The following is a 24,120-nucleotide window of genomic DNA, read 5'->3' as shown; positions in this document are numbered from 1 at the left end:
GTATTGAAATACGCTACAATAATTTTATAAATAGTTATTAACAAAAGACAAAATAAATTTTTTTAATGTTTTAGGCCGTCTGAAAACATGTTTTCAGACGGCCTAAAACATTTTATTTTCCGTTTTTAAATCAACGCAAATATAACATCGGATTGACGGCTTTTCCGTTAATCCGAACCTCAAAATGCAGCTTCACACGATCAGTATCCGTACTACCCATTGTGGCGATGGTTTGCCCTTGCTGCACGGTTTGGCCTTTTTGCACGCTGATGCTGTCATTATGAGCATAAGCAGTTAACGTGCTGCTGTTATGGCTCACCAACACCAGTTTACCGTATCCGCGCAAACCTTCGCCGGCATACAGCACTTTTCCTGAAGCAGCGGCCTTAACAGGTGTGCCTAGTTCGCCTTTGATATCAATGCCCTTATTGGAGTTACCATTGTATTGTTCGACAATGTTCACGGCTCCGTTTTCCACCGGCCATTGCAGGTTTAGGCGATTGACCGGTGCTACTTGTTGGGATTCGCCTGAGCGGGAAGCGGCGCGGTGCGGAGAAGAAGCGGTTATTACGCCCCGCGAACGGACACGCAACACTTGACCGACTTCGATTTTAGATGTGTCGTGCAGATTATTCCATTCCGCCAATGTTTTCACACTTTGTCCGAAACGCAAGCCGATGCGGTAAAGGTTATCGCCACTCTGTACGCGGTAATGCCCTTCGGGTACGGGGCCGCTGGCAGGGTTACCTGCACAGGCTGCCAATATCGTCAAAGAAGCACTCAAAAATATTTTTTTCAGTTTAGGAAAGTATTGTGTATTCATGGGGCGTAAGGATAGCAAATTTGGACGGCGACCCACACTTTCAGACGGCCCAACCGCAACTCCTTTACTTTTTTTTACAACTTATGCTTTTACCCGTTTTCACACCCCGACTGCTTGAAAGCGGGCAATGTTAGCTTTATTTTAGCGGCACGGGTAAAAATGACTATAAAGGAAACAACAAAATGCGTTTTTTCGGTATCGGCTTTCTAGTACTGCTGTTTTTGGAAATCATGTCCATCGTATGGATGGCGGATTGGATTGGCGGAGCAGCAACACTCGGCTTAATGATATTGAGTTTTGTGACGGGAGCGATGATGCTGCGCCACACGGGTTTATCGGGTTTGCTGATGGCGGGGGCTGCTGTGCGCGGCGGCGGGCAAGTTTCGTTTTACCAAATGCTTTGGCCTATCCGTTATGCCGTTGCCGCCGTTTTGATGATGAGCCCGGGCTTCGTATCGCTGATTATCGCTTTGATTCTGCTGCTGCCGCTTAAAGGAAAACCGATTGCAGAGATAAACACCGCCACATTCACCTCGCAACACAATCCTTTTACACGCCCCCGCCCGAATGACGACGATATCATTGAAGGCGAATACACCGTAACGCCGTCCGAACCGGGCAGACAGGACTACATCGAGCATAAACAGGATTAATGCCGAAGCAAACAAGTTCCGCATTATGCTTGAGGCCGTCTGAAAAGTTTTCAGACGGCCTTTCTTTATATCGGTTAACCGATAGCAAATAAAATTATTTTTAATACAAGACAGCAAGCCGCAGGTAATACAAGTGATACGGAACCGGTTCCGTTGCCGCTTCAGCAACTTAACGAAATCAGTCTCTTAGAGCCAAGGCGCAGCAATGCCTTAGTAAATTAAGTTTATTTGCTATATAAAAATGCAGGCGGTATCACGCCGTAGAATGTTCCTGTTTATCTGCAATACAATAAATGTAAATTACCACTCAGACCAAATCAAAGCAATGTTATACTCGCTTTTTCAAATTTATCCGTTGAGGCCGTCTGAAAAGCCCGACGCAAACAAACAATGAGCAGAATCCAGCAAACCTTCCAAGCCTTAAACAGCGAAAAAGCCCTGATTCCCTACATTACCGCCGGAGATCCTGACATCCGCACCACACTGGCCGTTATGCACGGCTTGGTTGCCAACGGTGCCGATCTGCTTGAACTCGGCGTACCCTTTTCCGACCCGATGGCAGACGGCCCCACCATTCAGCGTGCCGCCGAACGAGCCCTCGCAAAAGGCGTATCGCTGAACGATGTATTGGCGGTCGTACGCGAATTCCGCCAAACCGATCAAACCACGCCCGTCGTACTGATGGGTTATCTCAACCCCATACACAAAATGGGTTACGAAACCTTTGCCCGCGCCGCAGCCGAAGCAGGCGTAGACGGTGTGTTGACAGTCGATTCCCCCGTCGAAACCATTTCTACGTTACACGACGCGCTGAAACAGAACGGTATCGACTGCATTTTCCTGATTGCCCCGACGACAACCGAAGAACGTATCCGAACCATCGCGCAACATGCAGGCGGCTTTGTTTATTATGTTTCACTCAAAGGCGTAACCGGTTCGTCGCAGTTGGATACCGAAGCCGTTTCACGTAAAATTGAAATCTTGCGCAAATATATCAGCATCCCTATCGGCGTAGGTTTCGGCATCAGCAATGCCGAAAGCGCCCGGGAAATTGCCGCTGTTGCCGATGCCGTTATCGTCGGCAGCCGCATCGTCAAAGAAATCGAAAACAGCGCCGGCCGTGAAGCGGAGGCCGTCGGCGCGTTGGCAAAAGAATTAAAAGACGCCATCCGTTAACAAAAACACCGCAGGCCGTCTGAAAACATCAAGGAGCTACCATGAGCTGGTTAGACAAAATCTTACCCCCGAAAATCAAACGTGCAGATAAAAATGCTTCGGGTATCCCTGAAGGCCTTTGGCACAAATGCCCTTCTTGCTCGGCCACCCTTTATGCAACTGATTTGCAGCAAAACCTGCAAGTATGCCCCAAGTGTAACCATCACAATCCTTTATCCGCCCGCGACCGTTTGAACATGTTGTTGGATGAAAGCGGCCGTGAAGAAATCGGTATGCAAGTCAAACCCACCGACATTCTGAAATTCAAAGACAGCAAAAAATATCCCGACCGCCTCTCTGCCGCACGTAAAACCACCGGCGAAGACGATGCGTTGGTGGTTATGAAAGGTACTATGAACGGCCTGCCTGTGGTTGTGGCTTCATTCGAATTCCGTTTTATCGGCGGTTCGATGGGGTCGGTTGTGGGCGAGCGTTTCGTACAGGGCGTGCGCCGCGCCGTTGCCGACAACTGCGCTTTCGTATGCGTATCGGCTTCGGGCGGTGCGCGCATGCAGGAAGGTTTGAATTCCCTGATGCAGATGACCAAAACCAGCGCGTCGCTGCATCTGCTTTCCGAAAAACACCTGCCGTTTATCTCCGTGCTGACCGACCCGACGATGGGAGGGGTATCAGCCAGTTTCGCTTTCTTAGGCGACATCGTATTGGCCGAACCCAATGCCTTGATCGGTTTCGCAGGCCCGCGCGTGATTGAGCAAACCGTGCGCGAAACCTTGCCCGAAGGCTTCCAACGTGCCGAGTTTCTGCTGGAAAAAGGGGCGATTGACCAAATCGTCGACCGCCGCGAAATGAAACAGCGCATTAGCAATCTGATTACTTTGTTGCGCCGTCAGGATGCAGTAAGCGCAGCTTAAATATTCTCCCCCAATACCAATATAAACAGAGGCCGTCTGAAAAGTTTTTTCAGACGGCCTCTGTTTAATTTGAGTCTATCAAAACAGGCTTACATTTATCGCAACACCACCTCGTTCGGCAATTCATCCACCGCTCCGTCGCAAGGATCACGCGGCAGATGTCGGGAAAGAATGGTATTCACTTCCCGCAAACCGCTCTCCAAGCCGGCAACGAATACCCCGTTTTTAAAGGCTTCGCGCATGGTTTCGCAAACATGCTGCCATGCTTCCGTACCGACTTTTCCGGCGATGCCCCTGTCGGCCACAATTTCGACTGCGTGGTCGGCAAACGATATATACACCAACACGCCGCTGTTCATTTCCGTATCCCACACACCAAGTTCGCCGAACCATTGCCACGCACGGGTACGGGTATCCAAACCGCCTAACACGGCGCTGCTCGGATAGCGCGACTCGATCACGAAGCGTATCTGACCTTGATGGTTTTGCTCGGAACGCCCTATTTCGCTGCTGATGCGTTGCAGGTCGGCCGTGGGAAAATAACGCTCCACACGAAAACGCGGGCAAAGCCAATGCTGCCATAGCCGTTTGAATCTGTTTTGCTCCATTACCATCCTCCTGACGCACCGCCGCCGCCGAAACTGCCTCCTCCGCCGCTGAAGCCGCCGCCCCCTCCGAAACCGCCACCGCTGCTCCAACCACCCGAACCACCACCAAAGCCGCCTCCGAAACCGCCGCCCCGACCGCTTCCGCCGCCGGAAATAAATGCACCGCTACCCACCGCAAATGCAATTACCGTGCCAACCAATGCCGCCAGCACCGCCACAATCAATCCGAAACCCAACACCCACCCAGCAAAGAATGTCAACCCGCCGGTAATCAGACTGCCGAATGCCCGCCCGAAAATCGTTCTGAAAAAACCGCCGGCGAAAACCGGCAATATCAGCAGCATTATCCAACCGTCGCCGCTGTCGTCGGCATATCGGTCGATCGGGTTTACCTCGGGAAGCGGTTCGCCTGCAATCAGTTTTTCAATTTGGGCTACGGCTACCGCTATACCTTTGTCAGGTTCGCCGGCACGCAGGTAAGGCCGCAGCACATCCTCCAAAATCCTTTTGGCGTACACATCCGGAATAGCGCCTTCCAAACCACGGCCGACGGCAAGATGGCTTTTGCGTTCGTCGCGCACCAAAAGCAGCAACACGCCATCGCTGATGTCTTTACGCCCGAGTTTCCATGCTTCCATCACGCGGGCGGCATAATCAAACGGCGTTTCAGGATTGATGGTCGGCACGGTAAGCACAACAATCTGGCTGCCTTTTTCGCGGCTGTACTGCAACAGATGTGCGTTCAACTCTTCCCGTGCGGCGGGCTGCATCATTTCCGCCGTATCCATCACGGGAGCGGTCAGTGGCGGCACGGGGGTAAGGTCGGCCGCAAACAGCCATACGCTCGCCAACATCATGGCGAGAAACATACCGAAGCGTTGTATTGCGGATTGCATGGGCTTCCTTTTTCGATTTCAAGTTTCAGACGGCCTGTACGGATCCGGCACGGCACGGCTCAACCCTGCCGCGCTCCTGCCATAATCACTGCCATTCCGCTCAGGCACAGGGCTACGCCTATCCAATCGGTGATTTGCGGCTTCACGCCGTCTACCGCCCACAGCCACAGCAAGGCCGTACTGATATACACACCGCCGTAAGCGGCATAAACACGCCCGCTGGCAGTCGGGTGCAAAGTAAGCAGCCATGCAAATACGGCCAAACTCAATGCAGCCGGCAGCAGCAGCCACGGCGATCCGTTCTGCCGCAACCAAACATAAGGCAGGTAACAGCCGACAATCTCCGCCAAAGCGGTGGCGGCAAACAGCAATAACGTTTTCAACATAACAGGACAGGCGGAAGAAGTATTTCAGACGGCCTTTTGAAACATGAGGCCGTCTGAAAACCCTGATTAAAACTCTACTTTAGGTGCGGTGGAAACAGCTTTTTCATTCTCAACGGTAAATTGCGGACGGGCCTTCATGCCGAAAATTTTGGCCGTGATGTTTTGCGGGAACTGGCGCAAAGTGGTGTTATAAGTTTGCACCGCTTTGATGTAGTTGTTGCGTGCGAATGTTACGCGGTTTTCAGTGCCTTCCAACTGCGCCTGCAAATCACGGAAATTCTGGTCGGCTTTCAACTGCGGATAGTTTTCCGCCACTACTAATAAACGTGACAACGCACTGCTTAATTCCCCTTGCGCCTGAGCATATTGTTTCAATTTGGCTTCGTCGGTTGCATCTTCCGCCGTCATCTGGATGCTGCCCACTTTGCTGCGTGCGTTGGTTACATCGGTCAGCACTTTTTCCTCGTGCTTGGCATAACCTTTGACGGTGTTAACCAGATTCGGAATCAAATCCGCACGGCGCTGGTATTGGTTCAGCACTTCGGACCAAGCCGCATTGGCCGCTTCGTCCTGTGTCTGCATGGTGTTGTAGCCGCAGCCGCTCAGAGCAAATAAAGAAGTAAATACGGCCAAAATGGCCAGCCATTTTTTCAGCATAGGACTACTCCGTCGTTAATTAAAGTCAATGAAGGCTTTCAGACGGCCTTGAGAGCAAGCGAGGCCGTCTGAAAACACCGGTTAAGCTCTCTGGGAACAACTGTGCTTCAAGTTGTACGGCAGACTGTTTTATCCAGACCTCAGGGCTGAGAGTATAACCAAAAACAACTCCGCCCATATGTGGATTAAGACAAACAACGGCTATATTTTTTCCCAACACGCCTATACAATTACATTTCATTACATTCACTATCATTATTATTCATGCAAAACAATACCTTATTTATCACCGGCGGCGCAGGTTTCATCGGCTCCTCACTCATCCGCTACCTGATCGGGCATACCGGCGTGCGTATCGTCAACATCGACAAACTCACCTACGCCGGAAACCTGCAATCGCTCGCCGGCGTTGCCGCAAACCCCCGCTATTGTTTTGCCCGTACCGACATCTGCAACCGCGCCGCGCTGGACAAACTTTTTGCCGAGCACCAGCCGTGCGGCATCATCCATCTGGCCGCCGAAAGCCATGTCGACCGCAGCATCGGCAGCCCCGCCGACTTCATCGAAACCAACATCGTCGGCACCTATACCCTGCTCGAAGCCGCCCGCAACTACCTGCAAACGCTAAACGGCGAAACCAAGCGAACCTTCCGTTTCCATCATGTTTCCACCGACGAAGTTTACGGCGATCTGCAAGATTCAGACGGCCTCTTCACCGAAACCACCGCCTACGCCCCCAGCAGCCCCTATTCCGCCAGCAAAGCCTCGAGCGATCATCTTGTCCGCGCATGGCACCGCACTTACGGCCTGCCCATTGTGCTGACCAACTGCACCAACAACTACGGCCCCTGCCAGTTTCCAGAAAAACTGATTCCGCTGATGATTCTGAACTGCCTTGCCGCCAAACCGCTGCCGGTTTACGGCGAAGGCAGGCAAATCCGCGACTGGCTGTATGTAGACGACCATGTCCGCGCATTGTGGTCGGTATTTACCCGTGCCCCGAACGGCGCAACCTACAATATCGGCGGCAATGCCGAGCGGCGGAATATCGATGTCGTCCGCACCATTTGCGCCGTCCTCGACGAAATCCGACCGACCGAGCAAAACCCTGCAGCCCGCCACCTGCAATCTTATACCGAACTGATTACCCACGTTGCCGACCGCCCCGGCCATGATGTCCGCTACGCCACCGATGCCTCGAAAATCACCCGCGATTTAGGCTGGCGACCGCAAGAAAACTTTGAAAGCGGGTTGCGTAAAACCATAGAATGGTATTTGAACAATGAACACTGGTGGCAGGCCGTCTTAAACGGCTCCTACCGCACCCTTGCGGCTCAGTGAAGAGGCCCTCTGAAAACCCACGATCAAAGGCATGCTTATGAAAGGCATCGTTCTCGCCGGCGGCACCGGCACCCGGCTTTATCCCGTTACCCGCGGCGTATCCAAACAGCTTCTGCCCGTGTACGACAAGCCGATGATTTATTACCCGCTTTCCGTACTGATGCTTGCCGGCATCCGCGACATTCTGATAATCACCACGCCCGAAGACATGGGCAGCTATCAACGCCTGCTCGGCGACGGTGGTAATTTCGGCATCAATCTCAGCTATGCCGCCCAACCCGACCCGGACGGTTTGGCGCAGGCGTTTTTAATCGGAAAATCCTTTATCGGCAACGACAACGTGTGCCTGATTCTCGGCGACAACATCTATTTCGGCGAGGGCTTCAGCCGCAAACTCGAACACGCCGCCGCGCGCCGCAACGGTGCCACCGTATTTGCCTACCAAGTGTCGGACCCCGCACGCTTCGGCGTGGTCGAATTCGACAACAACTTCAAAGCCGTTTCCATCGAGGAAAAACCGCAACACCCCAAATCGCATTACGCCGTTACCGGTCTGTATTTCTACGATAACGACGTGGTGGAAATGGCCGCACAAATCAAACCGTCCGCACGCGGAGAATTGGAAATTACCGACATCAACCGAATGTATCTGGAAACAGGCCGTCTGAACGTAGAACTCTTGGGCCGCGGCTTCGCATGGCTCGACACCGGCACCCACGACAGCCTGCTCGAAGCCTCCCATTTCGTCCACACCATCGAAAAGCGGCAAGGCTTGAAGATAGCCTGCTTGGAAGAAATCGCCTTCAACAAAGGCTGGCTCGACAAAGAAACGCTGGCCGAACACATCAAGCCGCTGGCACAAACCGGTTACGGCCGGTATTTGCAGCGCCTGTTGGACAACTGAGCTTCGGCAACACCCGCCCGCCCCGTTACAACCGCAACAAGCCCGACCGCCGTAATGGTCATGTTTTATAATGATTAAGTTTGTCAGACCGCCCGACAGTTGCTTTATAATGCACAGGCCGTCTGAACATACCTTCCCGACACCGACATGCAGATTGCCGATACCGATATCGCCGACGTTAAAATCATCCGCCCGACCCTATTCAACGACGACCGCGGCTTTTTTATGGAAACCTTCGAAAAAAACCGCTACAGTGAAATGCTCGGCATCGACTTGGATTTTGTGCAAGACAACTATTCCCGCTCCTACAAAAACGTATTGCGCGGCCTACACTTCCAAACCGAAAACCCGCAAGGCAAACTGGTACGTTGCGTGCGCGGCGAAATATTCGACGTGGCGGTCGACATCCGCCCGCATTCGTCCACATTCGGCCGGTGGACAAGCATTGTTCTCAATGACGACAACCAAATACAATGCTGGATTCCCCCCGGCTTCGCCCACGGCTTCGCCGTTTTGAGCGATGTGGCCGATGTCGAATACAAATGCACCGATTTTTATAACCCCAAGGCCGAAGGCTGCCTGATCTGGAACGACCCCGCAGTCGGCATCGACTGGCCGGTAAGCCATCCTCTTTTGTCAGCCAAAGACCGACAAGGAAAAACTCTGGAGGAACTATACAAATGAGAATCTTACTAACCGGTTCCAAAGGCCAGCTCGGACGCTGTTTCAAAGACCGCCTGCCCGAAAACTGGGAGCTGATCGCAGCCGATTCCGCCACGCTCGACATTACCGACGCAGAAGCCGTATTGAATATGGCCAAAAGTTTCCAACCCGATGCCATTCTCAATGCCGCCGCCTATACGGCGGTTGAAAAAGCCGAACGCGAACGCGGCACGGCATTTGCCGTCAACGGCAGCGCCGTGCACAATCTCGCCGCCGCCGCCCATGCGGTTAAAGCCCGTTTCATCCACATTTCCACCGATTATGTATTCGACGGAAAAAGCAAAACCCCCTACCAAGAAAACGCCCTGCCCGATCCGGTAAACGCCTACGGCCAATCCAAACTGGCCGGCGAACTCCTTGCCCTCGCTGCCAACCCCGACAGCCTGATTGTCCGCACTTCATGGATATTCAGCGAATACGGCAACAATTTCGTCAAAACCATGCTTGCCTTTGCCGCCGAAAAAAAATCGTTATCCGTCGTTGACGATCAAACCGGCTGCCCCACCTATGCGGGTGATCTGGCGCAAACCCTCATTGACATCCTCGGCAAACCCGCCTTCCCGCGCGGCATCTACCACTATTGCAACAACCGTCCCGTAAGCTGGTATGATTTCGCCCACAGCATTTTTCAGACGGCCTCTGCCGGTCATTCCCCTTTTAAAGCGCCGGTATTACAAGCCGTTTCCTCGGAAGAGCACTGCGCATCCGTTCTCCGCCCTGCATACAGCGTGCTCGATTGCCATAAAATCCGCAGCGAATTAGGCATTACCCCCGCCGATTGGCAAAAATCTTTGGCCAACGTTATCGCCAAGCTGCTCTCCTGACCACCGGCTTTCGTTATAAACACAGGCCGTCTGAAATATGTTTTCAGACGGCCTGTGTTTATATTGAAAATTCATGAAGATAAGTTGTACCCTCGGTATCTGCACGACACATGCACCGCGATCCGACGCTTCAATGCCCGCCCCTTCCTTTTTATGTTGCCCTTGCCGCACACATTCCCCCCAATGTACCTTCAAATCCAATTTTATATTGCCCCTTCAAGACATGGACTAATATAATAACGAGCTCACAACAGGGCTGTCGGCAACCTTCACCGGTTTCTCACAGCCCTGAGAAATTTTTCATGCTGCCCGTGCGCTCTTTAAACCAGCAATCAAACAGCTTTTTATCACCCCGCGAAAATCCGTTTTGCCGGTACTCGTTATTAACTGGAGTATTGCCATTATGAACGCAACCCCTGCGTCTACTATCCAACCCTATCTGCAAATACAAGGCTTGGTAAAAAAGTTTGGTGACAATTACGCTGTCGATCACATCGACTTAGATATTGAAAAACATGAAATCTTCGCCCTTTTGGGCAGCTCGGGCAGCGGCAAATCCACGCTGTTGCGCATGCTGGCGGGCATGGAAACGCCCAATCAAGGCAAAATCATCCTCGACGGACAGGACATTACCAAACTCGCCCCCTATGAGCGTCCGATCAACATGATGTTCCAAAGCTACGCGCTTTTCCCGCATATGACGGTGGAACAAAACATCGCCTTCGGTCTCAAGCAAGACAAAATGCCCAAAGACGAAATCATCGAGCGCGTGGAAGAAATGCTGCGTCTGGTGCAGATGAGCAAATTTGCCAAACGCAAACCGCACCAACTTTCAGGCGGCCAACAGCAACGCGTGGCCTTGGCCCGCAGCTTGGCCAAACGCCCGAAAATCCTTTTGCTTGACGAACCTCTGGGTGCGCTCGATAAAAAACTGCGCCAGCAAACCCAACTCGAATTGGTCAACACGCTGGAGCAGGTGGGCGTAACCTGCATTATGGTAACGCACGACCAAGAAGAAGCCATGACCATGGCTACCCGCGTGGCGATTATGTCGGAAGGCCAATTGCAGCAAGTTGGCACGCCGAGCGATGTTTACGACTTCCCCAATAGCCGCTTCACCGCCGAGTTCATCGGCGAAACCAACATCTTTGAAGGCACCGTGCTGGAAGACCAAGCAGACTACTCCATCGTCGAATGCTCCGAACTGGCCAACAAAGTACGCATCGATCACGGCTTAGGCGGCCGTGCCGAACAAAATCTATGGGTCAGCATCCGCCCGGAGGATATTGACCTGCATAAAGAAAAACCTGAAGACCTGGGCGATTTCAACTGGGAGCAAGGCACGGTTAAAGAAATTGCCTATCTGGGCAGCTTTGCCATTTACCACGTTCAATTGGCCAACGGCCGAGTGATTAAGAGCCAAGTACCCGCCCCTTACTGGCATGTACGCAACCTTACCCCGCCGACTTGGGACGAAACCGTATATGTAAGCTGGCCCGAAAACCAGCCCATCCCGCTGTTCAGTTAAGCCGTAAGGATAACCGCAATGAAACTGAAAACGCTTAAACGCAAGCTTCTGCGCCGCCCCGGACAGCGGGCGGTAATTGCCGTGCCTTATATCTGGCTGCTGGTGCTGTTTCTGATTCCGTTTGCGATCGTGCTGAAAATCAGCTTTGCCGAACAAGAGCTGGCCATCCCACCCTATTCGCCGCTGATTACCACCGATCCCGACTTAGGCCGTCTGAATATCGCATTGAATTACCAAAACTATGCCGATATTTTCCAAAATTTCTGGAGAAGTTTGGGCCAAATGTTGAATCCGTTTTCAGACGGCAACGGCAACAATATCTACCTGCTCACTTACTGGCTGTCGATTAAAACCGCGCTGACCACCACGCTTATCTGCCTGATGCTCGGCTACCCGATTGCCTACGCCATCTCTCGTGCCAACCCGTCTATCCGCAACGGCTTGCTGCTGGCAATCATGCTGCCTTTCTGGACATCGTTTCTACTGCGTGTTTACGCATGGATGGGGTTACTCGGACACAACGGCATTATCAACAACTACCTGTTGAAATACGGCATCATCAGCCAACCGTTAGATCTCTTTTACAATGCCTTTTCATTGAATCTGGTGATGGTTTACGCTTATCTGCCGTTTATGATTCTGCCGCTCTATACCCAACTGGTCAAACTGGACGGCAGATTGCTTGAAGCGGCTTCTGACTTGGGTGCCGGCCCGATTAAGGCGTTTTTCTCAATTACACTGCCTTTATCGAAAACCGGCATCATCGCAGGTTCGATGCTGGTTTTCGTACCGGCGGTCGGCGAATTTGTGATTCCCGAGCTGGTAGGCGGTTCCGATAACTTGATGATCGGTAAAGTATTGTGGCAGGCATTCTTCGACCAAAACAACTGGCCGCTGGCTTCCGCCATTGCCGTGATTATGGTGATTCTGCTGGTTATTCCGATCACTCTCTTCCACCACTATGAAAATCGTGAAATCGAAGAAGGAGCCAGATAATGTCCAAATACAAACTTTCTTGGTTTCTCAAAATGATGCTGGTGCTGGGCTTGGCCTTTCTGTATATCCCGCTGGTTATTTTGATTATTTATTCTTTCAACGAATCGAAACTGGTAACGGTTTGGGGCGGGTTTTCCACCAAATGGTACGGCGCATTGGCTAACAACAGCACGATTCTCGAAGCGGCATGGCTGTCATTGCGCATTGCCGTGGTGTCTTCGTTGGCGGCGGTAACGCTGGGCACGCTGGCCGGTTATGCTCTGGCGCGTATCAAGCGTTTCCGCGGCAGCACACTGTTTGCCGGCATGGTGTCCGCGCCGATGGTGATGCCCGATGTGATTACCGGTTTGTCGATGCTGCTTCTGATTATTCAGGTGCAAATGTTTCTGCAAAGCAGCGAATTATTGAGCTGGCTTTATTTCGACCGCGGGTTCTTCACGATTTTTCTGGGCCACACCACATTGTGCATGGCCTACATTACCGTGATTATCCGTTCGCGGCTGGTAGAGCTCGACCAATCGCTCGAAGAAGCTGCCATGGATTTGGGCGCACGACCGTTGAAAATCTTTTTCGTAATTACCCTGCCGCTGATTGCTCCGGCAATCGCTTCAGGCTTCCTGCTCGGCATTACCTTGTCGCTGGATGATTTGGTAATTACTTCGTTCCTGTCAGGCCCGGGTTCCTCCACCCTGCCACAGGTGATTTTCTCGAAAATCAAACTCGGTCTCGACCCGCAGATGAACGTGCTGGCAACCATTATGATTACCATCGTCGGCACATTGGTGATTGCCATCAACTACTACATGATGCGCCAAGCCACCAAACGCGAACGCGAAGCTGCCGAAGCCTACCGCCAAGAGAAGCTGGCATTAGAAAATGTAGGCCGTTAATCACAACCGGCTGCCCGTTAAACGGCAGCCTGTTTTTTTGCCTGAATTTGCCTGCTTTATGCGGCCTAAACGCTCATACTGATGGCCGGATTTGCCGATATAATCAATCAACGCATTTTTACAAGGCAGCAAGCTGCAGGCAGTACAGGTAGTACGACGAGGCAGTAACGCCGTAGTAAAAGTTAAATTGATTGACTATATCGCGAATATAACAGCCTGCCGTCTGAATCTTTTCAGACGGCCACAATCCGTCGCAAAGGAAAAATCATGAGCCCTGTTACCAAACTACTCGGCCTTATCCGTACCCGCCTGCCGGTTATCCAAGCACCGATGGCCGGCGTTCAAAGCAGCAAACTGACGATTGCCGCCTGCCAAGCGGGAGCATTGGGTTCATTGCCTGCTGCCATGCTGCCGTCTGAAAAACTGTGCGCCGAAATAGAAACAATCCGCCGACACACCGACCGACCGTTCAACATCAACTTTTTCGCCCACCGCCAACCTGAAGCGGACGCAGTGCAACAGGTAAAATGGCTTGCCGCACTCGCGCCGTTTTACCGTGAATTCGGCTTGTCGGAACAAGACGTACTGCAACGCGGCGGCCGACAGCCGTTTGGCGAAGAGCAGGCGGAAATCGTGATGCGGTACCGCCCGCCTGTGGTCAGTTTTCATTTCGGCCTGCCGGAACAAGCCTTGTTAGACAAAGTAAAAAGCAGCGGTGCCAAGCGCCACCACCGTCGAAGAAGCCTGTTGGCTGGAAGCGCACGGCACAGACATCGTTATTGCGCAAGGTTTGAAGCAGGCGGGCATCGGGGCATGTTCCTCAGCCGCGACGTAAACCGCCAACAAGGATTATTCAGCCTGTTGCCGCAAATCCGTGCCGCGGTGAATGTGCCGGTTGTGGCTGCCGGCGGTATCAGCGATGCAGCCACCGCACGGGCGGCGCGTGCTTTGGGTGCCGCCAGTATCCAAATCGGCACGGCTCTGATGTTGGCAGACGAAGCCGATACCTCCGCACTCCACCGCAAAGCCCTGCAAAGCGAACGGGCTGCCGATACCGTGTTAACCAATCTGTTCAGCGGCGGCTTTGCCCGCGGTATCGTGAACCGCTTTATCCGCGAAGCAGGCCCCGTCAGCGATGCCGCACCGCCTTTCCCGCTCGCCCAATCCGCATCCGCACCTCTAAAGGCAGCCGCCGAAGCGCAAGGATCCGATGAATTCTCCTCATTATGGGCAGGACAAAACGCACCGCTTGCCCAAACCGGCAGCACGAGAGAAATTATCAATAGCTTGGCGGATGCGTTTGGCAGTTATCACTGCGAGGCGTAAATTTCATAACAAGCGGCAAATTATGCCTGTTTCAGCAACCCGCAATCATTATCTGCACATTAAAACGAGGGAGACGTGGCATGAGATATCAAGTTTGATGGTTGCGGCGATATTTTTGCTATTTTTCATATAGCAAATAAACTTATTTTTGATACAACGTGGCAAGCCGTAGACTATACAAATAATACGGAACCGATTCCGTTGCCGCTCGGCAGCTTACAAAATCATTCTCTTTAAACTAAAGCGCAACAACGCCGTAGTGGAAATAAAGTTCATTTGCTATGGATAGAATGTATAGATAAAGTGTGTACGACAACAAAGAGGCCGTCTGAAAAATTTTTTCAGACGGCCTCTTTAACTGTCTTTCGAATACGGCGGCAAAACCATTCCCGCAGTCGTGTCTTTTTCTTATTCTCCGCTTTTGCCGTTATATTTTTCTTCCACCACTTCTTTAATCGGCTCGGCTTCGGCAATTTTCTCCTCTGCTTCCCGCTTCTCCTCCGCATCCGCTTCTTCTTTTTCCTGCACGGCTTCGGCATGCGGCGAGAACTGGAATTTCCCATATACGGGGAAATGGTCGGAACCGATATAAGGCAGCACTTTGATTTCGCTCATCATGAAATCGCTGCTATGGAAAATATGGTCTAGCGGCCAACGCAGCAGCGGATATTCGGCATGGAAGGTATTGTACAAACCACGCCCTTTGCGCGGATCGAGCAGGCCGCTAATCTGCTGGAACAAACGCGATGTACGCGACCAAGCCACATCATTCAAATCACCGAATACCAACACGGAATGATTGTTTTTGGCAATCTCCTTACCGACCAGCAATAATTCGGCATCTCTGTCGGTAGAAGTGTCGGCCTCGGTGGGGCTGGGCGGCATCGGATGCAGGCAGTAAATACGTATCCATTCTCCCGAATGCAACTGCATTTCGGCGACAATCGACGGAATATCTTCGGCCACCCAATGGCGTATTTCGACATTGCGTAACGGCAGGCGGCTGTATAAATGCATGCCGTAGAGGTTATCAAGCGGAATCTTCACCGTGTATCCGTAACCGTATTCATATTCCAATGGTGCAAGCTGTTCTTCCCACCATTCGTCGCTTTCCAAAGCCAACACCACATCCGGGCGGTATTGCCGCACTTGTGCCAACAGTAAATCGGCACGGCGGTTGCTGGTCAACACGTTGCCGGTAATCAGCGACACGGTGCGGTTGTCGTCTTCGCCTCGGTAACGTATCACTTCCGGCCTGCTTAAACGCGTGTAGGCGGCAATTTCTTTCAATTGATAGAGAAAGCAGAGAATGTTGAGGATTTCGAACGCAACGAACGCCGGATGGTTGTTGGCCTGAAAAGCATAATTCAAAACCACGCACAGTAAACTGAATGCGGCAATTTGCAGGCGCGGAAAATCGAAAATACGGAACGCCCAGTGGTTATGGTTAATCAACGGCAGCAGAGTCGCCAATATCGGCAAGGACAATAAAACGAACAACAGCCAGTCGGTAACAGTAAAATCCGGCATGGTTAAAATATCAATGAATTGTTGGTAATAAACGGCATAATCCGTCGGCAATGCATCGAATATAACATATATCCTGCAAGAGAGGCCGTCTGAAAACCCTCGTTTGCAGGTTTTCAGACGGCCTCTCGATGTATCGGAAGTAACAAACTCCAATTATCACCGAGTCAGTAGATTTAATGCTTCCTGATATTTTTCAACGGTTTTGCGGATCACATCGTCGGGCACTTTAGGCGCGGGAGCCTGTTTGTTCCAGCCGCTTTGCTCCAGCCAGTCGCGTACGAACTGCTTGTCGAACGACGGCGGGTTGGTTCCTACCCGGTATTGGTCTGCCGGCCAGAAACGGCTGGAATCAGGCGTAAGCACTTCATCCATCAAGGTCAACGTACCGTTTTCATCCAAGCCGAATTCAAATTTGGTGTCGCAGATGATGATGCCGCGGGTTTTGGCGTATGCTGCCGCTTCACCGTAAAGCCGGATGGCCTTGCTTCGCACTTCGGCGGCAAGCTGTTTGCCGATAATGTTTTCGCACTCTTCAAAGCTGATGTTTTCATCGTGATCGCCAACCGCCGCTTTGGTAGACGGGGTAAAAATCACTTCGGGCAATTGCTGCGCCTCCTGCATGCCTTCGGGCAATTTAATGCCGCATACTGTACCGGTTTTGCAATAATCTTTCCAACCGCTGCCGGCCAGATAGCCGCGTACGATGGCTTCCACTTTCACTGGCGTGAGTTTTTTGGCAACGACGGCACGGTTTTCCAATGCTTTAGCTTCGGCTTCGGGCAAAACGTCGTACACGGTGTCGCCGGTAAAGTGGTTGGGCATGATGTGGGCAAGCTTTTTAAACCAAAAGTTTGAGATATGGGTAAGGATTTCGCCCTTGCCGGGAATGGGATTACTGAGAATTACGTCGAATGCGGAAAGGCGGTCGGATGCAACTATCAACATGCGCCGGTTGTCGATTTCGTATAAATCACGGACTTTACCGGAATAGATTTTCTTCAGGCTGATGTCTGACATGGCTTTCTCTTTGTGAATTTAAGCGGTATTTGCGAAAGCTATTATTTTAGCCGAATTCTTGTATCGGATGCGGATTGTTTACAAAACGAAGGAAAAAAGGCCGTCTGAAAACATGATTTTCAGACGGCCTTTGTTCAATCATTCACCACTCTAATTTATCAGATAATGCCCTGATTTTGAGTTTGTTGTTGGATTTGATCTTGGCCGGCGGCATAACCGCTGTCAACGCCGTAACCACCTGCAGTAAAATCAGCGGCCACATTATCCCAAGTAGTATTGCTTTCAGTGAAAACAAGATCTCCGATGTTGTGTGTGTTTACTGCAAATAGGTCGTTAATAACGATACCGTTATCTTGACTTCCGTTACTTTGCAAGTCCGCACCTACATTATGATATGGGATGGCACAATCCCAACCCCAATCAGGTTCCAGACATGGTGGGCAGGGTTCCGGTACAGGACAATCCGGCTCGGGTTCCGGAATCGGGCAATCCGGCTCAGGTTCCGGAATCGGGCAATCCGGCTCGGGCTCCGGAATCGGGCAATCCGGCTCGGGTTCCGGAATCGGGCAATCCGGCTCGGGTTCCGGAATCGGGCAATCCGGCTCGGGTTCCGGTATCAGGCAATCCGGATCTGGTAATGGCAGAGGCTCTGGCAACAGGCAATCCGGATCCGGTAATGGCAGAGGCTCCGGCAGCGGGCAATCCAGTTCAGGTTCTGGCAACGGGCAAGGATCCAGTTCTGGCAATGTACCGGGATCTATTTCAGGTTCGAAGCAAAAATCATAAGCTGTATCCGAAGATGCTCCCGCTTGATAGCCGGAATAAAAATCTTTCATAATTGATACTCCCAAATGTAAGTTTTAAATATATTTTCAACAAATTTCATAGTAAGCATAAGAATTCATTAAGGCTTACAATAATTTGCATAATTATTCTAATTTAAGTTCTTACATTCTTCCAATTATCATATTGAACGGTACTTTCTTATGATAAACGGTTTTTTAAATAATAAAATAAAAACTCTAAACCGATAGTTATTGAAAATTCATCCCACCATCAAAAAATCTAATATCATAGTATTTTCAACAATTTAATTCTGATTATTTCTACCTTCTCAAGATATGGCGAAAGTTTTTCATCGCACTATTCACTATTAAACAGCAGAGGTTGGAGTAGGTGCACCTGAAATACCTCACCAACCCCACGAGATTCATCCGTTGTCATTTAAACCCATAAAAAAAAGCCACTTGAAAAAACTTCAAATAGCTTTTTAAAAAATATATTTTTATATTCAGTTTACTATTTTAGCTTCGCAACACGTCTCCACCGGTGCAGCAGCGGTTCGGTGTAGCCGTTCGGCTGTTCCGTGCCTTTAAACACCAAGTCACAGGCGGCGAGGAAGGCGGGGGAGGTGTCGAAACGGCCGACCATCGGCGTGTATGCCGCATCGCCTTCGTTTTGTTTGTCCACCACGCCGGCCATGCGCTCCAACGTTTCGCGCACTTGCGCTTCGCTGACTACGCCGTGCAGCAGCCAGTTGGCGATGTGTTGGCTGGAAATGCGCAGGGTGGCGCGGTCTTCCATCAGGCCGACGTTGTGAATGTCGGGCACTTTCGAGCAGCCTACGCCTTGTTCTACCCAACGCACCACATAGCCGAGAATGCCTTGGCAGTTGTTGTCCAATTCTTGCTGGATGTCGGCGGCAGACCAGTTGCGTTCGGCGGCGAACGGAATGGTGAGCAGGTCGTCGGTGTAGTTTTTCGGCTCTTGCGCCAACAAACCCTGCTGCACGTCAAACACGTTCACTTGATGATAGTGCGTGGCGTGCAGGGTGGCTGCGGTGGGCGACGGCACCCAAGCGGTGGTGGCACCTGATTTGGGGTGGCCGATTTTCTGCTTGAGCATTTCGGCCATCAAATCGGGCATGGCCCACATGCCTTTACCGATTTGGGCTTTGCCGCGCAAGCCGCATTGCAGGCCGGTTTGGACGTTGCTTAATTCGTAGGCGTTGATCCATTTGCTGGCTTTCATGTCGCCTTTGCGGATGAACGCGCCGCCGTGCATGGAGGTGTGCATTTCGTCGCCAGTGCGGTCGAGGAAGCCGGTGTTGATAAACACCACGCGGTCTTTGGCGGCTTGGATACAGGCGGCGAGGTTGGCGGAGGTGCGGCGCTCTTCGTCCATAATGCCCATTTTCAGGGTGTTGCGCGGCAGTTTGCCCAAGTCTTCAAACGCGGCGAACAGTTCGTTGGCAAAGGCAACTTCTTCGGGGCCGTGCATTTTCGGTTTTACGATATAGACGGAACCGGAACGGCTGTTTTTGTTTTCGCTGCGGTTGAGGTCGAACGGGGCGATTAAGGCGGTCATCACGCCGTCGAGAATGCCTTCGGGGATTTCGTTGCCGTCTGAATCGAGTACGGCGGGCGTGGTCATCAGGTGGCCGACGTTACGGATAAACAGCAGCGAGCGGCCGGGCAGTTTGAATTGGCCGCTGCCGTCGGGTTTGGTGTATTCGCGGTCGGCATTGAGTTTGCGGGTAAAGGTTTTGCCGCCTTTTTCCACTTCTTCGGTGAGCGTGCCGTTCATCAGGCCGAGCCAGTTGGCGTATACCAGCGCTTTGTCTTCGCCGTCGACAGCGGCTACGGAGTCTTCGCAGTCCATAATGGTGCTCAAGGCGGCTTCTAAGATGATGTCTTTCACGCCTGCCGGGTCTTGGCTGCCGATGGCGCTGTTTTTGTCGATTAAGATGTCGATGTGCAGGCCGTTGTGCAGGAACAGCAGGGAAGCGGGCGCGTCGGCACTGCCGTTGTAGCCGACGAATAATTCGGGAGAGGCCAAACCGCTCTCGCCGCCGTCTTTCAAGGTGGCTTTCAGACGGCCTTCGGCTACTTGGTAGGCGATAACGTCTTTATGGCTGCCGTTGGCAAGGGGAATGCTGTTGTCGAGAAATTCGCGGGCGGCCGTAATCACGGCATCGCCGCGTTTGGGGTTGTAGCCTTTGCCGGGTGCCAAGTCGCCGCTTTGGTCAACGGCATCGGTGCCGTAAAGCGCGTCATACAGGCTGCCCCAGCGGGCGTTGGCGGCGTTCAGGGCGTAGCGGGCATTGTTAATCGGCACCACCAATTGCGGGCCTGCTTGCTCGGAAAGCTCGCGGTCTACATTTTGAGTAGAAATTTTGAATTCGGACGGCACATCAACCAAATAACCCAACTCTTTCAAAAACGCCTGATAAGCGGCTTCATCTTTAACCGCGCCGGCGTTTTGCTTGTGCCATGCGTCGATTTTGGCTTGGATTTGGTCGCGTTTTTCCAGCAGGGCACGGTTGCGCGGGGCGAACTTTTGCACCAGCTCGGTGAAGCCCTGCCAGAATTGGGCGGATTTCACGTTGGGGTGTTCGGCAAGCACTTCGTTTTCGATGAATTGATAGAGATGGTTGTCCACCTGCAAACCGGCGGCTTGGGTGTAGTTGTATGCCATGATGATTCTCCTGAATTGAATGTTTTTCTGATTGTACTTTGTGCATTGTCGACAAAGTTAATGCGAAAATACCACTAATCGCAGGAATAATCCATAGCCGGAAACCGTCTTTTTCAGCAAGAGGCCGTCTGAAAAAAGTTTTTCTACTCAATCGGTTTCACGCGACTACATTTTCAGACGGCCTCGATCTTTACAAATTGCAATTGCATGCCAATGTACATCAAATTCTCCGCCAGAATAAAGGTCAAAATCACAATCCATGCCTTCGAACACTGTCTGTTCGCATGACAACCGGCAACCACGCAAAAATTTAATTGCAGCAGTACCAAACACCGGCCGGATGAAATTCGTCAAATATTAAGACGGCCTAAAACCATTGTAATCTGTAGTACATATTTATATTACGGCTAAACACTCCCCCCCTTGATAAAAAGAGGCCGCCTGAAAACTTTTCAGACAGCCTCTATCTTTCCCCAAAACAATACTACTTAGCCTGCTCTTTTACCGGTGCAACTTTACCTGCAGCAGGGTTAACCGCAGAAGGTGCGCGCTGGGCAACCACATTGATAAACACCAACGGTTTGCTGCCTATATTTTTTAAAGCATGGCTCTGTCCCGGACGGGCAATCGTAATATCTCCCGGCCCTACGCGGGTTTCTTTGTTATTCGAATCGGTAAACAGCCCTTTTCCCGACACGATAATATAAACGTCTTCATTATCTATATGCTTATGCAGCCCGATGGATGCACCCTTGGGCAAAGTCAGCCAACCGGCCTCCCTAAACGCGTCCTGATCGTCTGTTTGATGGCGCGTATAGGCAAATTCACCCAACAAAGGCCCCTCGCCACCGCCTGCTTTCTCGCGGTTCCACTGCATCAGCTTGCTTTTTTTATAAACCTGTACGCTTCTATCCACCGGTGTTTTATCCGTTTGGGTAGGTGTCGGCGGCGCGGCAACGGCAAAATGAACACTCAACAACCCGGCAATCACAACAAACAGTGCTTCTTTCTTCATGGCAGTTTCCTTAAAAAACACAACGAAAAATAAGCCCGCAGCCTGTCGGAACCGCATCGGCAGCTTGGTTTGTATACAGAAAACCAACTTCCCTCCTCTCGATTCAGACAAACTCCAAACCTCGATACGCTTTTATCAGACAACATTAAAAAAGGCCGTCTGAAAACATGCTAATGATATTTTCCAAACGGCCCGTTTTTATTTCAAACGATAACTTATTCTTCTTCGGATACGCTGCGAATCACTAACAGCGGCAAATGGCTTTGGCGCATCACGGTTTCGGCAAAGCTGCCCATCAAAAGGTGCATCAAACCGCTACGGCCGTGCGTGCCGAGCACCAAAAGATCGGCACCCTGCTCATCAGCGTAATCTACTAAGTCCTGAGCCATTTCACGTGCGCCTTTATTAGCCACCAGCAAATGCTTGGCTACATTGGCAACGCCTTTTTCCTTCGCGCTTTTTTCCGCAAATTCCAACACCTCGTTACCCTGCGCGATGGCGGCGGCTTCATAACTTTCGTGTTGCAGGAATTCGGGAGCCAGCGCCATGTATTCGGCAGGATTGGCCACATGTACCAGAGTCAGTTGCGCACTACCCATCCGCGCCAACTCGGAAGCATGCTGCAAAGCGTTCAGCGCAGTAGCACTGCCGTCAACGGCAACCACTAAATGTTTGTACATCGTCTTCTCCTTTCCCATCACCGGAACCTACCGGCCTGTTGTGTGAAATGTGATTCATTAATGAGCTTGCAGTATAATACTCCTGCGCTGTTTTGCCAGCGTTTTTTTGTTGAATTTTGATTTATCACAAGGCACTGTTTATGTCCCGCCCCGCTTCCGTCTCTTCACGCCGCTTCGGCGGCATTGCCCGCCTGTATGGCACCAAAGCCCTGCAACATTTCAGTCGGGCGCATGTGTGCGTGGTGGGCGTCGGCGGTGTCGGCTCTTGGGCGGTAGAAGCACTCGCACGCACCGGCATCGGCCGTCTGACCTTGATTGATTTGGACAACGTGGCCGAATCCAACGTCAACCGCCAGCTTCCCGCGCTGACTTCCGAATTCGGCAAAGCCAAAGTCAGCTCGCTGCACGAACGTATCCTGCAAATCAACCCCGCCTGCCAAGTAACCGAAATCGAAGACTTCGTTACCGAAGAAAACCTCGACGAACTGTTCAGACGGCCTTTCGATTTTGTGATCGACGCCATCGACCAAGTGCGCGTAAAATCAGCAATGGCGGCCTATTTCGTCCAACATAAACAACCTTTTATCCTCAGCGGCGGTGCCGGCGGACAGAAAAACCCCGCGCTGATTCAAACGGCCGATTTGAGCCGCGTAACCCACGACCCGCTGCTCGCCAACCTGCGCTACACCCTACGCAAACGCTACGGCTTTTCCCGCGACACCAAAGCCAAAATGAACGTACCCTGCGTGTTTTCCACCGAAAACATCACCCCGCCGCAATCGGGCGAAGCCTGCGCCGCCGATGCCGCCCCGCAAGGATTGTCCTGCGCGGGTTACGGCGCGAGCATGTTGGTTACCGCATCATTCGGCCTGTATTGTGCGCAGGCAGCTATCGACCATATAGGTAATCGGAAATGACTTCGACAGCCGAACACACCAACAGGCCGTCTGAAAACGCCGTCGCATGGATTTTCGGCCAGCCCGTTACCGACGTGCCGCAGGATTTGTTTATCCCGCCCGATGCGCTCAAGGTGGTGCTACACAGCTTTCAAGGGCCGCTGGATTTGCTGCTTTACCTGATCCGCAAGCAGAATATCGATGTGCTGGATATTCCGATGATAAAAATCACCGAGCAATATCTGCACTATATCGCCCAAATGGAGGCTTATCAGTTTGATTTGGCTGCGGAATATCTGCTGATGGCGGCGGTGCTGATTGAAATTAAATCGCGCCTGCTGCTGCCGCAACCGGCCGGCATCGAAGAAGGCGAAGAAGCCGACCCGCGCGCCGAATTGGTGCGCCGCCTGCTGGCTTACGAACAAATGAAGCTCGCCGCCGCCGGTTTGGATGCCCTGCCCCGCGCCGGACGCGATTTTGCATGGGCTTACCTGCCGCTGGAAATCGCGGTTGAAGCCAAACTGCCCGACGTACACGTTGCCGATCTCACGCAAGCATGGCTGAACATCCTTTCCCGCGCCAAACATACCCGCAGCCATGCCGTGGTACAGGAAGCGATTTCGGTGCGCGCCCAAATGAGCAGCATCTTGCGCCGCCTGAACGAACACGGGCAATGCCGTTTTTCCGAGCTGTTCCATCCTGAACAGGGCATCGCTTATGTGGTGGTCAACTTTATCGCTTTGCTGGAATTGGCAAAAGAAGGCTTGGTACGCATTATTCAGCCCGAGAATTTTGCCGAGATTGAAATACACGTTAAAAACGACGAGCTGGAAACAGCCGAATCATCTGAATATCAATAAACT

24 protein-coding genes are annotated in these 24,120 nt (G+C 51.8%); 13 read left to right on the top strand and 11 right to left on the bottom strand.

Translation table 11 applies throughout. The features are described from left to right. Window positions 1-130 precede the first annotated feature (130 nt). The gene (locus tag EL216_RS10885; protein ID WP_085390329.1) at window positions 131-823 is read right to left on the bottom strand and encodes a M23 family metallopeptidase; all 693 of its coding nucleotides are present in this window, start codon (window positions 821-823) and stop codon (window positions 131-133) included. 182 nt (window positions 824-1,005) lie between these two features. On the opposite strand from EL216_RS10885, the gene EL216_RS10880 reads away from it, so the two are divergent. From EL216_RS10880 to accD, 3 genes are all read left to right on the top strand, one after another. Further along, the gene (locus EL216_RS10880) at window positions 1,006-1,476 is read left to right on the top strand and encodes an FxsA family protein (RefSeq protein ID WP_085390328.1); all 471 of its coding nucleotides are present in this window, start codon (window positions 1,006-1,008) and stop codon (window positions 1,474-1,476) included. Between the two features lie 390 nt (window positions 1,477-1,866). Beyond that, on the top strand, window positions 1,867-2,652 hold the full coding sequence (gene trpA, locus EL216_RS10875) for a tryptophan synthase subunit alpha (protein ID WP_085390327.1): 786 nt from the start codon (window positions 1,867-1,869) through the stop codon (window positions 2,650-2,652). Between the two features lie 41 nt (window positions 2,653-2,693). Continuing rightward, window positions 2,694-3,563, top strand: coding sequence for an acetyl-CoA carboxylase, carboxyltransferase subunit beta (accD, locus tag EL216_RS10870; RefSeq protein ID WP_085390326.1), 870 nt, complete (start codon window positions 2,694-2,696; stop codon window positions 3,561-3,563). A gap of 95 nt (window positions 3,564-3,658) precedes the next feature. Here accD and EL216_RS10865 read toward each other — a convergent pair whose 3' ends face one another. From EL216_RS10865 to EL216_RS10850, 4 genes are all read right to left on the bottom strand, one after another. Next, window positions 3,659-4,171, bottom strand: coding sequence for a TPM domain-containing protein (locus tag EL216_RS10865; protein ID WP_085390325.1), 513 nt, complete (start codon window positions 4,169-4,171; stop codon window positions 3,659-3,661). Then, entirely contained in the window at window positions 4,171-5,067 is an 897-nt protein-coding gene (locus EL216_RS10860) for a TPM domain-containing protein (protein WP_085390324.1), read from the bottom strand. Before EL216_RS10860 ends, EL216_RS10865 begins: the two co-directional genes overlap by 1 nt. Window positions 5,068-5,126: 59 nt before the next feature. Continuing rightward, entirely contained in the window at window positions 5,127-5,453 is a 327-nt protein-coding gene (locus tag EL216_RS10855) for a YnfA family protein (protein WP_172594899.1), read from the bottom strand. Between the two features lie 66 nt (window positions 5,454-5,519). Next, window positions 5,520-6,110, bottom strand: a complete 591-nt coding sequence (locus EL216_RS10850; protein ID WP_085390323.1) for a LemA family protein — start codon at window positions 6,108-6,110, stop codon at window positions 5,520-5,522. A gap of 264 nt (window positions 6,111-6,374) precedes the next feature. On the opposite strand from EL216_RS10850, the gene rfbB reads away from it, so the two are divergent. The 8 genes from rfbB (at window position 6,375) to EL216_RS10810 (ending at window position 14,642) form a co-directional block, all read left to right on the top strand. Next, window positions 6,375-7,451, top strand: coding sequence for a dTDP-glucose 4,6-dehydratase (gene rfbB / locus EL216_RS10845; RefSeq protein WP_085390322.1), 1,077 nt, complete (start codon window positions 6,375-6,377; stop codon window positions 7,449-7,451). Window positions 7,452-7,488: 37 nt separating this feature from the next. Continuing rightward, complete coding sequence (rfbA, locus tag EL216_RS10840) at window positions 7,489-8,355, top strand: glucose-1-phosphate thymidylyltransferase RfbA (RefSeq protein WP_085390321.1); 867 nt, start codon at window positions 7,489-7,491, stop codon at window positions 8,353-8,355. Between the two features lie 147 nt (window positions 8,356-8,502). Beyond that, a complete protein-coding gene (gene rfbC / locus EL216_RS10835; protein ID WP_085390320.1) occupies window positions 8,503-9,039 on the top strand; it encodes a dTDP-4-dehydrorhamnose 3,5-epimerase in 537 nt (178 codons plus the stop codon). Then, window positions 9,036-9,902, top strand: coding sequence for a dTDP-4-dehydrorhamnose reductase (gene rfbD / locus EL216_RS10830; protein WP_197720433.1), 867 nt, complete (start codon window positions 9,036-9,038; stop codon window positions 9,900-9,902). The genes rfbC and rfbD overlap by 4 nt, the downstream gene beginning before the upstream one ends. Before the next feature lie 403 nt (window positions 9,903-10,305). Next, window positions 10,306-11,430 carry an ABC transporter ATP-binding protein gene (locus EL216_RS10825; protein ID WP_085390356.1) on the top strand — a complete coding sequence of 375 codons (1,125 nt, stop codon included), beginning with the start codon at window positions 10,306-10,308 and terminating at the stop codon, window positions 11,428-11,430. Window positions 11,431-11,448: 18 nt separating this feature from the next. Next, window positions 11,449-12,426 carry an ABC transporter permease subunit gene (locus EL216_RS10820; protein WP_085390318.1) on the top strand — a complete coding sequence of 326 codons (978 nt, stop codon included), beginning with the start codon at window positions 11,449-11,451 and terminating at the stop codon, window positions 12,424-12,426. Continuing rightward, entirely contained in the window at window positions 12,426-13,316 is an 891-nt protein-coding gene (locus tag EL216_RS10815; protein WP_085390317.1) for an ABC transporter permease subunit, read from the top strand. Before EL216_RS10820 ends, EL216_RS10815 begins: the two co-directional genes overlap by 1 nt. A 267-nt stretch (window positions 13,317-13,583) precedes the next feature. Continuing rightward, window positions 13,584-14,642 (top strand): NAD(P)H-dependent flavin oxidoreductase, encoded by a 1,059-nt coding sequence (locus EL216_RS10810; RefSeq protein ID WP_085390316.1) that lies wholly within the window; start codon window positions 13,584-13,586, stop codon window positions 14,640-14,642. 408 nt (window positions 14,643-15,050) lie between these two features. On the opposite strand, the gene EL216_RS10805 is transcribed toward EL216_RS10810, so the two are convergent. The 6 genes from EL216_RS10805 to EL216_RS10780 form a co-directional block, all read right to left on the bottom strand. Next, window positions 15,051-16,172, bottom strand: a complete 1,122-nt coding sequence (locus tag EL216_RS10805; RefSeq protein WP_085390355.1) for an endonuclease/exonuclease/phosphatase family protein — start codon at window positions 16,170-16,172, stop codon at window positions 15,051-15,053. Between the two features lie 156 nt (window positions 16,173-16,328). Continuing rightward, entirely contained in the window at window positions 16,329-17,189 is an 861-nt protein-coding gene (locus EL216_RS10800) for a phosphoribosylaminoimidazolesuccinocarboxamide synthase (protein WP_085390315.1), read from the bottom strand. A gap of 158 nt (window positions 17,190-17,347) precedes the next feature. Then, the gene (locus tag EL216_RS10795; RefSeq protein ID WP_085390314.1) at window positions 17,348-18,025 is read right to left on the bottom strand and encodes a hypothetical protein; all 678 of its coding nucleotides are present in this window, start codon (window positions 18,023-18,025) and stop codon (window positions 17,348-17,350) included. 463 nt (window positions 18,026-18,488) lie between these two features. Beyond that, window positions 18,489-20,666 (bottom strand): malate synthase G, encoded by a 2,178-nt coding sequence (locus EL216_RS10790; protein WP_085390313.1) that lies wholly within the window; start codon window positions 20,664-20,666, stop codon window positions 18,489-18,491. A 484-nt stretch (window positions 20,667-21,150) separates the two neighbouring features. Beyond that, complete coding sequence (locus tag EL216_RS10785; protein WP_085390312.1) at window positions 21,151-21,681, bottom strand: cupin domain-containing protein; 531 nt, start codon at window positions 21,679-21,681, stop codon at window positions 21,151-21,153. 215 nt (window positions 21,682-21,896) lie between these two features. Continuing rightward, window positions 21,897-22,361 carry a universal stress protein gene (locus EL216_RS10780; RefSeq protein ID WP_085390311.1) on the bottom strand — a complete coding sequence of 155 codons (465 nt, stop codon included), beginning with the start codon at window positions 22,359-22,361 and terminating at the stop codon, window positions 21,897-21,899. Window positions 22,362-22,501: 140 nt separating this feature from the next. Between EL216_RS10780 and EL216_RS10775 the strand changes: the two genes are divergently transcribed. Continuing rightward, window positions 22,502-23,278: a tRNA threonylcarbamoyladenosine dehydratase gene (locus tag EL216_RS10775; protein ID WP_085390310.1), complete on the top strand. Its 777-nt coding sequence runs from the start codon at window positions 22,502-22,504 to the stop codon at window positions 23,276-23,278. Beyond that, window positions 23,275-24,117, top strand: a complete 843-nt coding sequence (locus tag EL216_RS10770) for a segregation and condensation protein A (RefSeq protein WP_085390309.1) — start codon at window positions 23,275-23,277, stop codon at window positions 24,115-24,117. Before EL216_RS10775 ends, EL216_RS10770 begins: the two co-directional genes overlap by 4 nt. Window positions 24,118-24,120 lie beyond the last annotated feature (3 nt).

Source organism: Neisseria animaloris (assembly GCF_900637855.1).
GTDB classification, from domain to species: Bacteria; Pseudomonadota; Gammaproteobacteria; order Burkholderiales; family Neisseriaceae; genus Neisseria; species Neisseria animaloris.
This window is presented reverse-complemented; position numbering and strand designations above follow the sequence as displayed.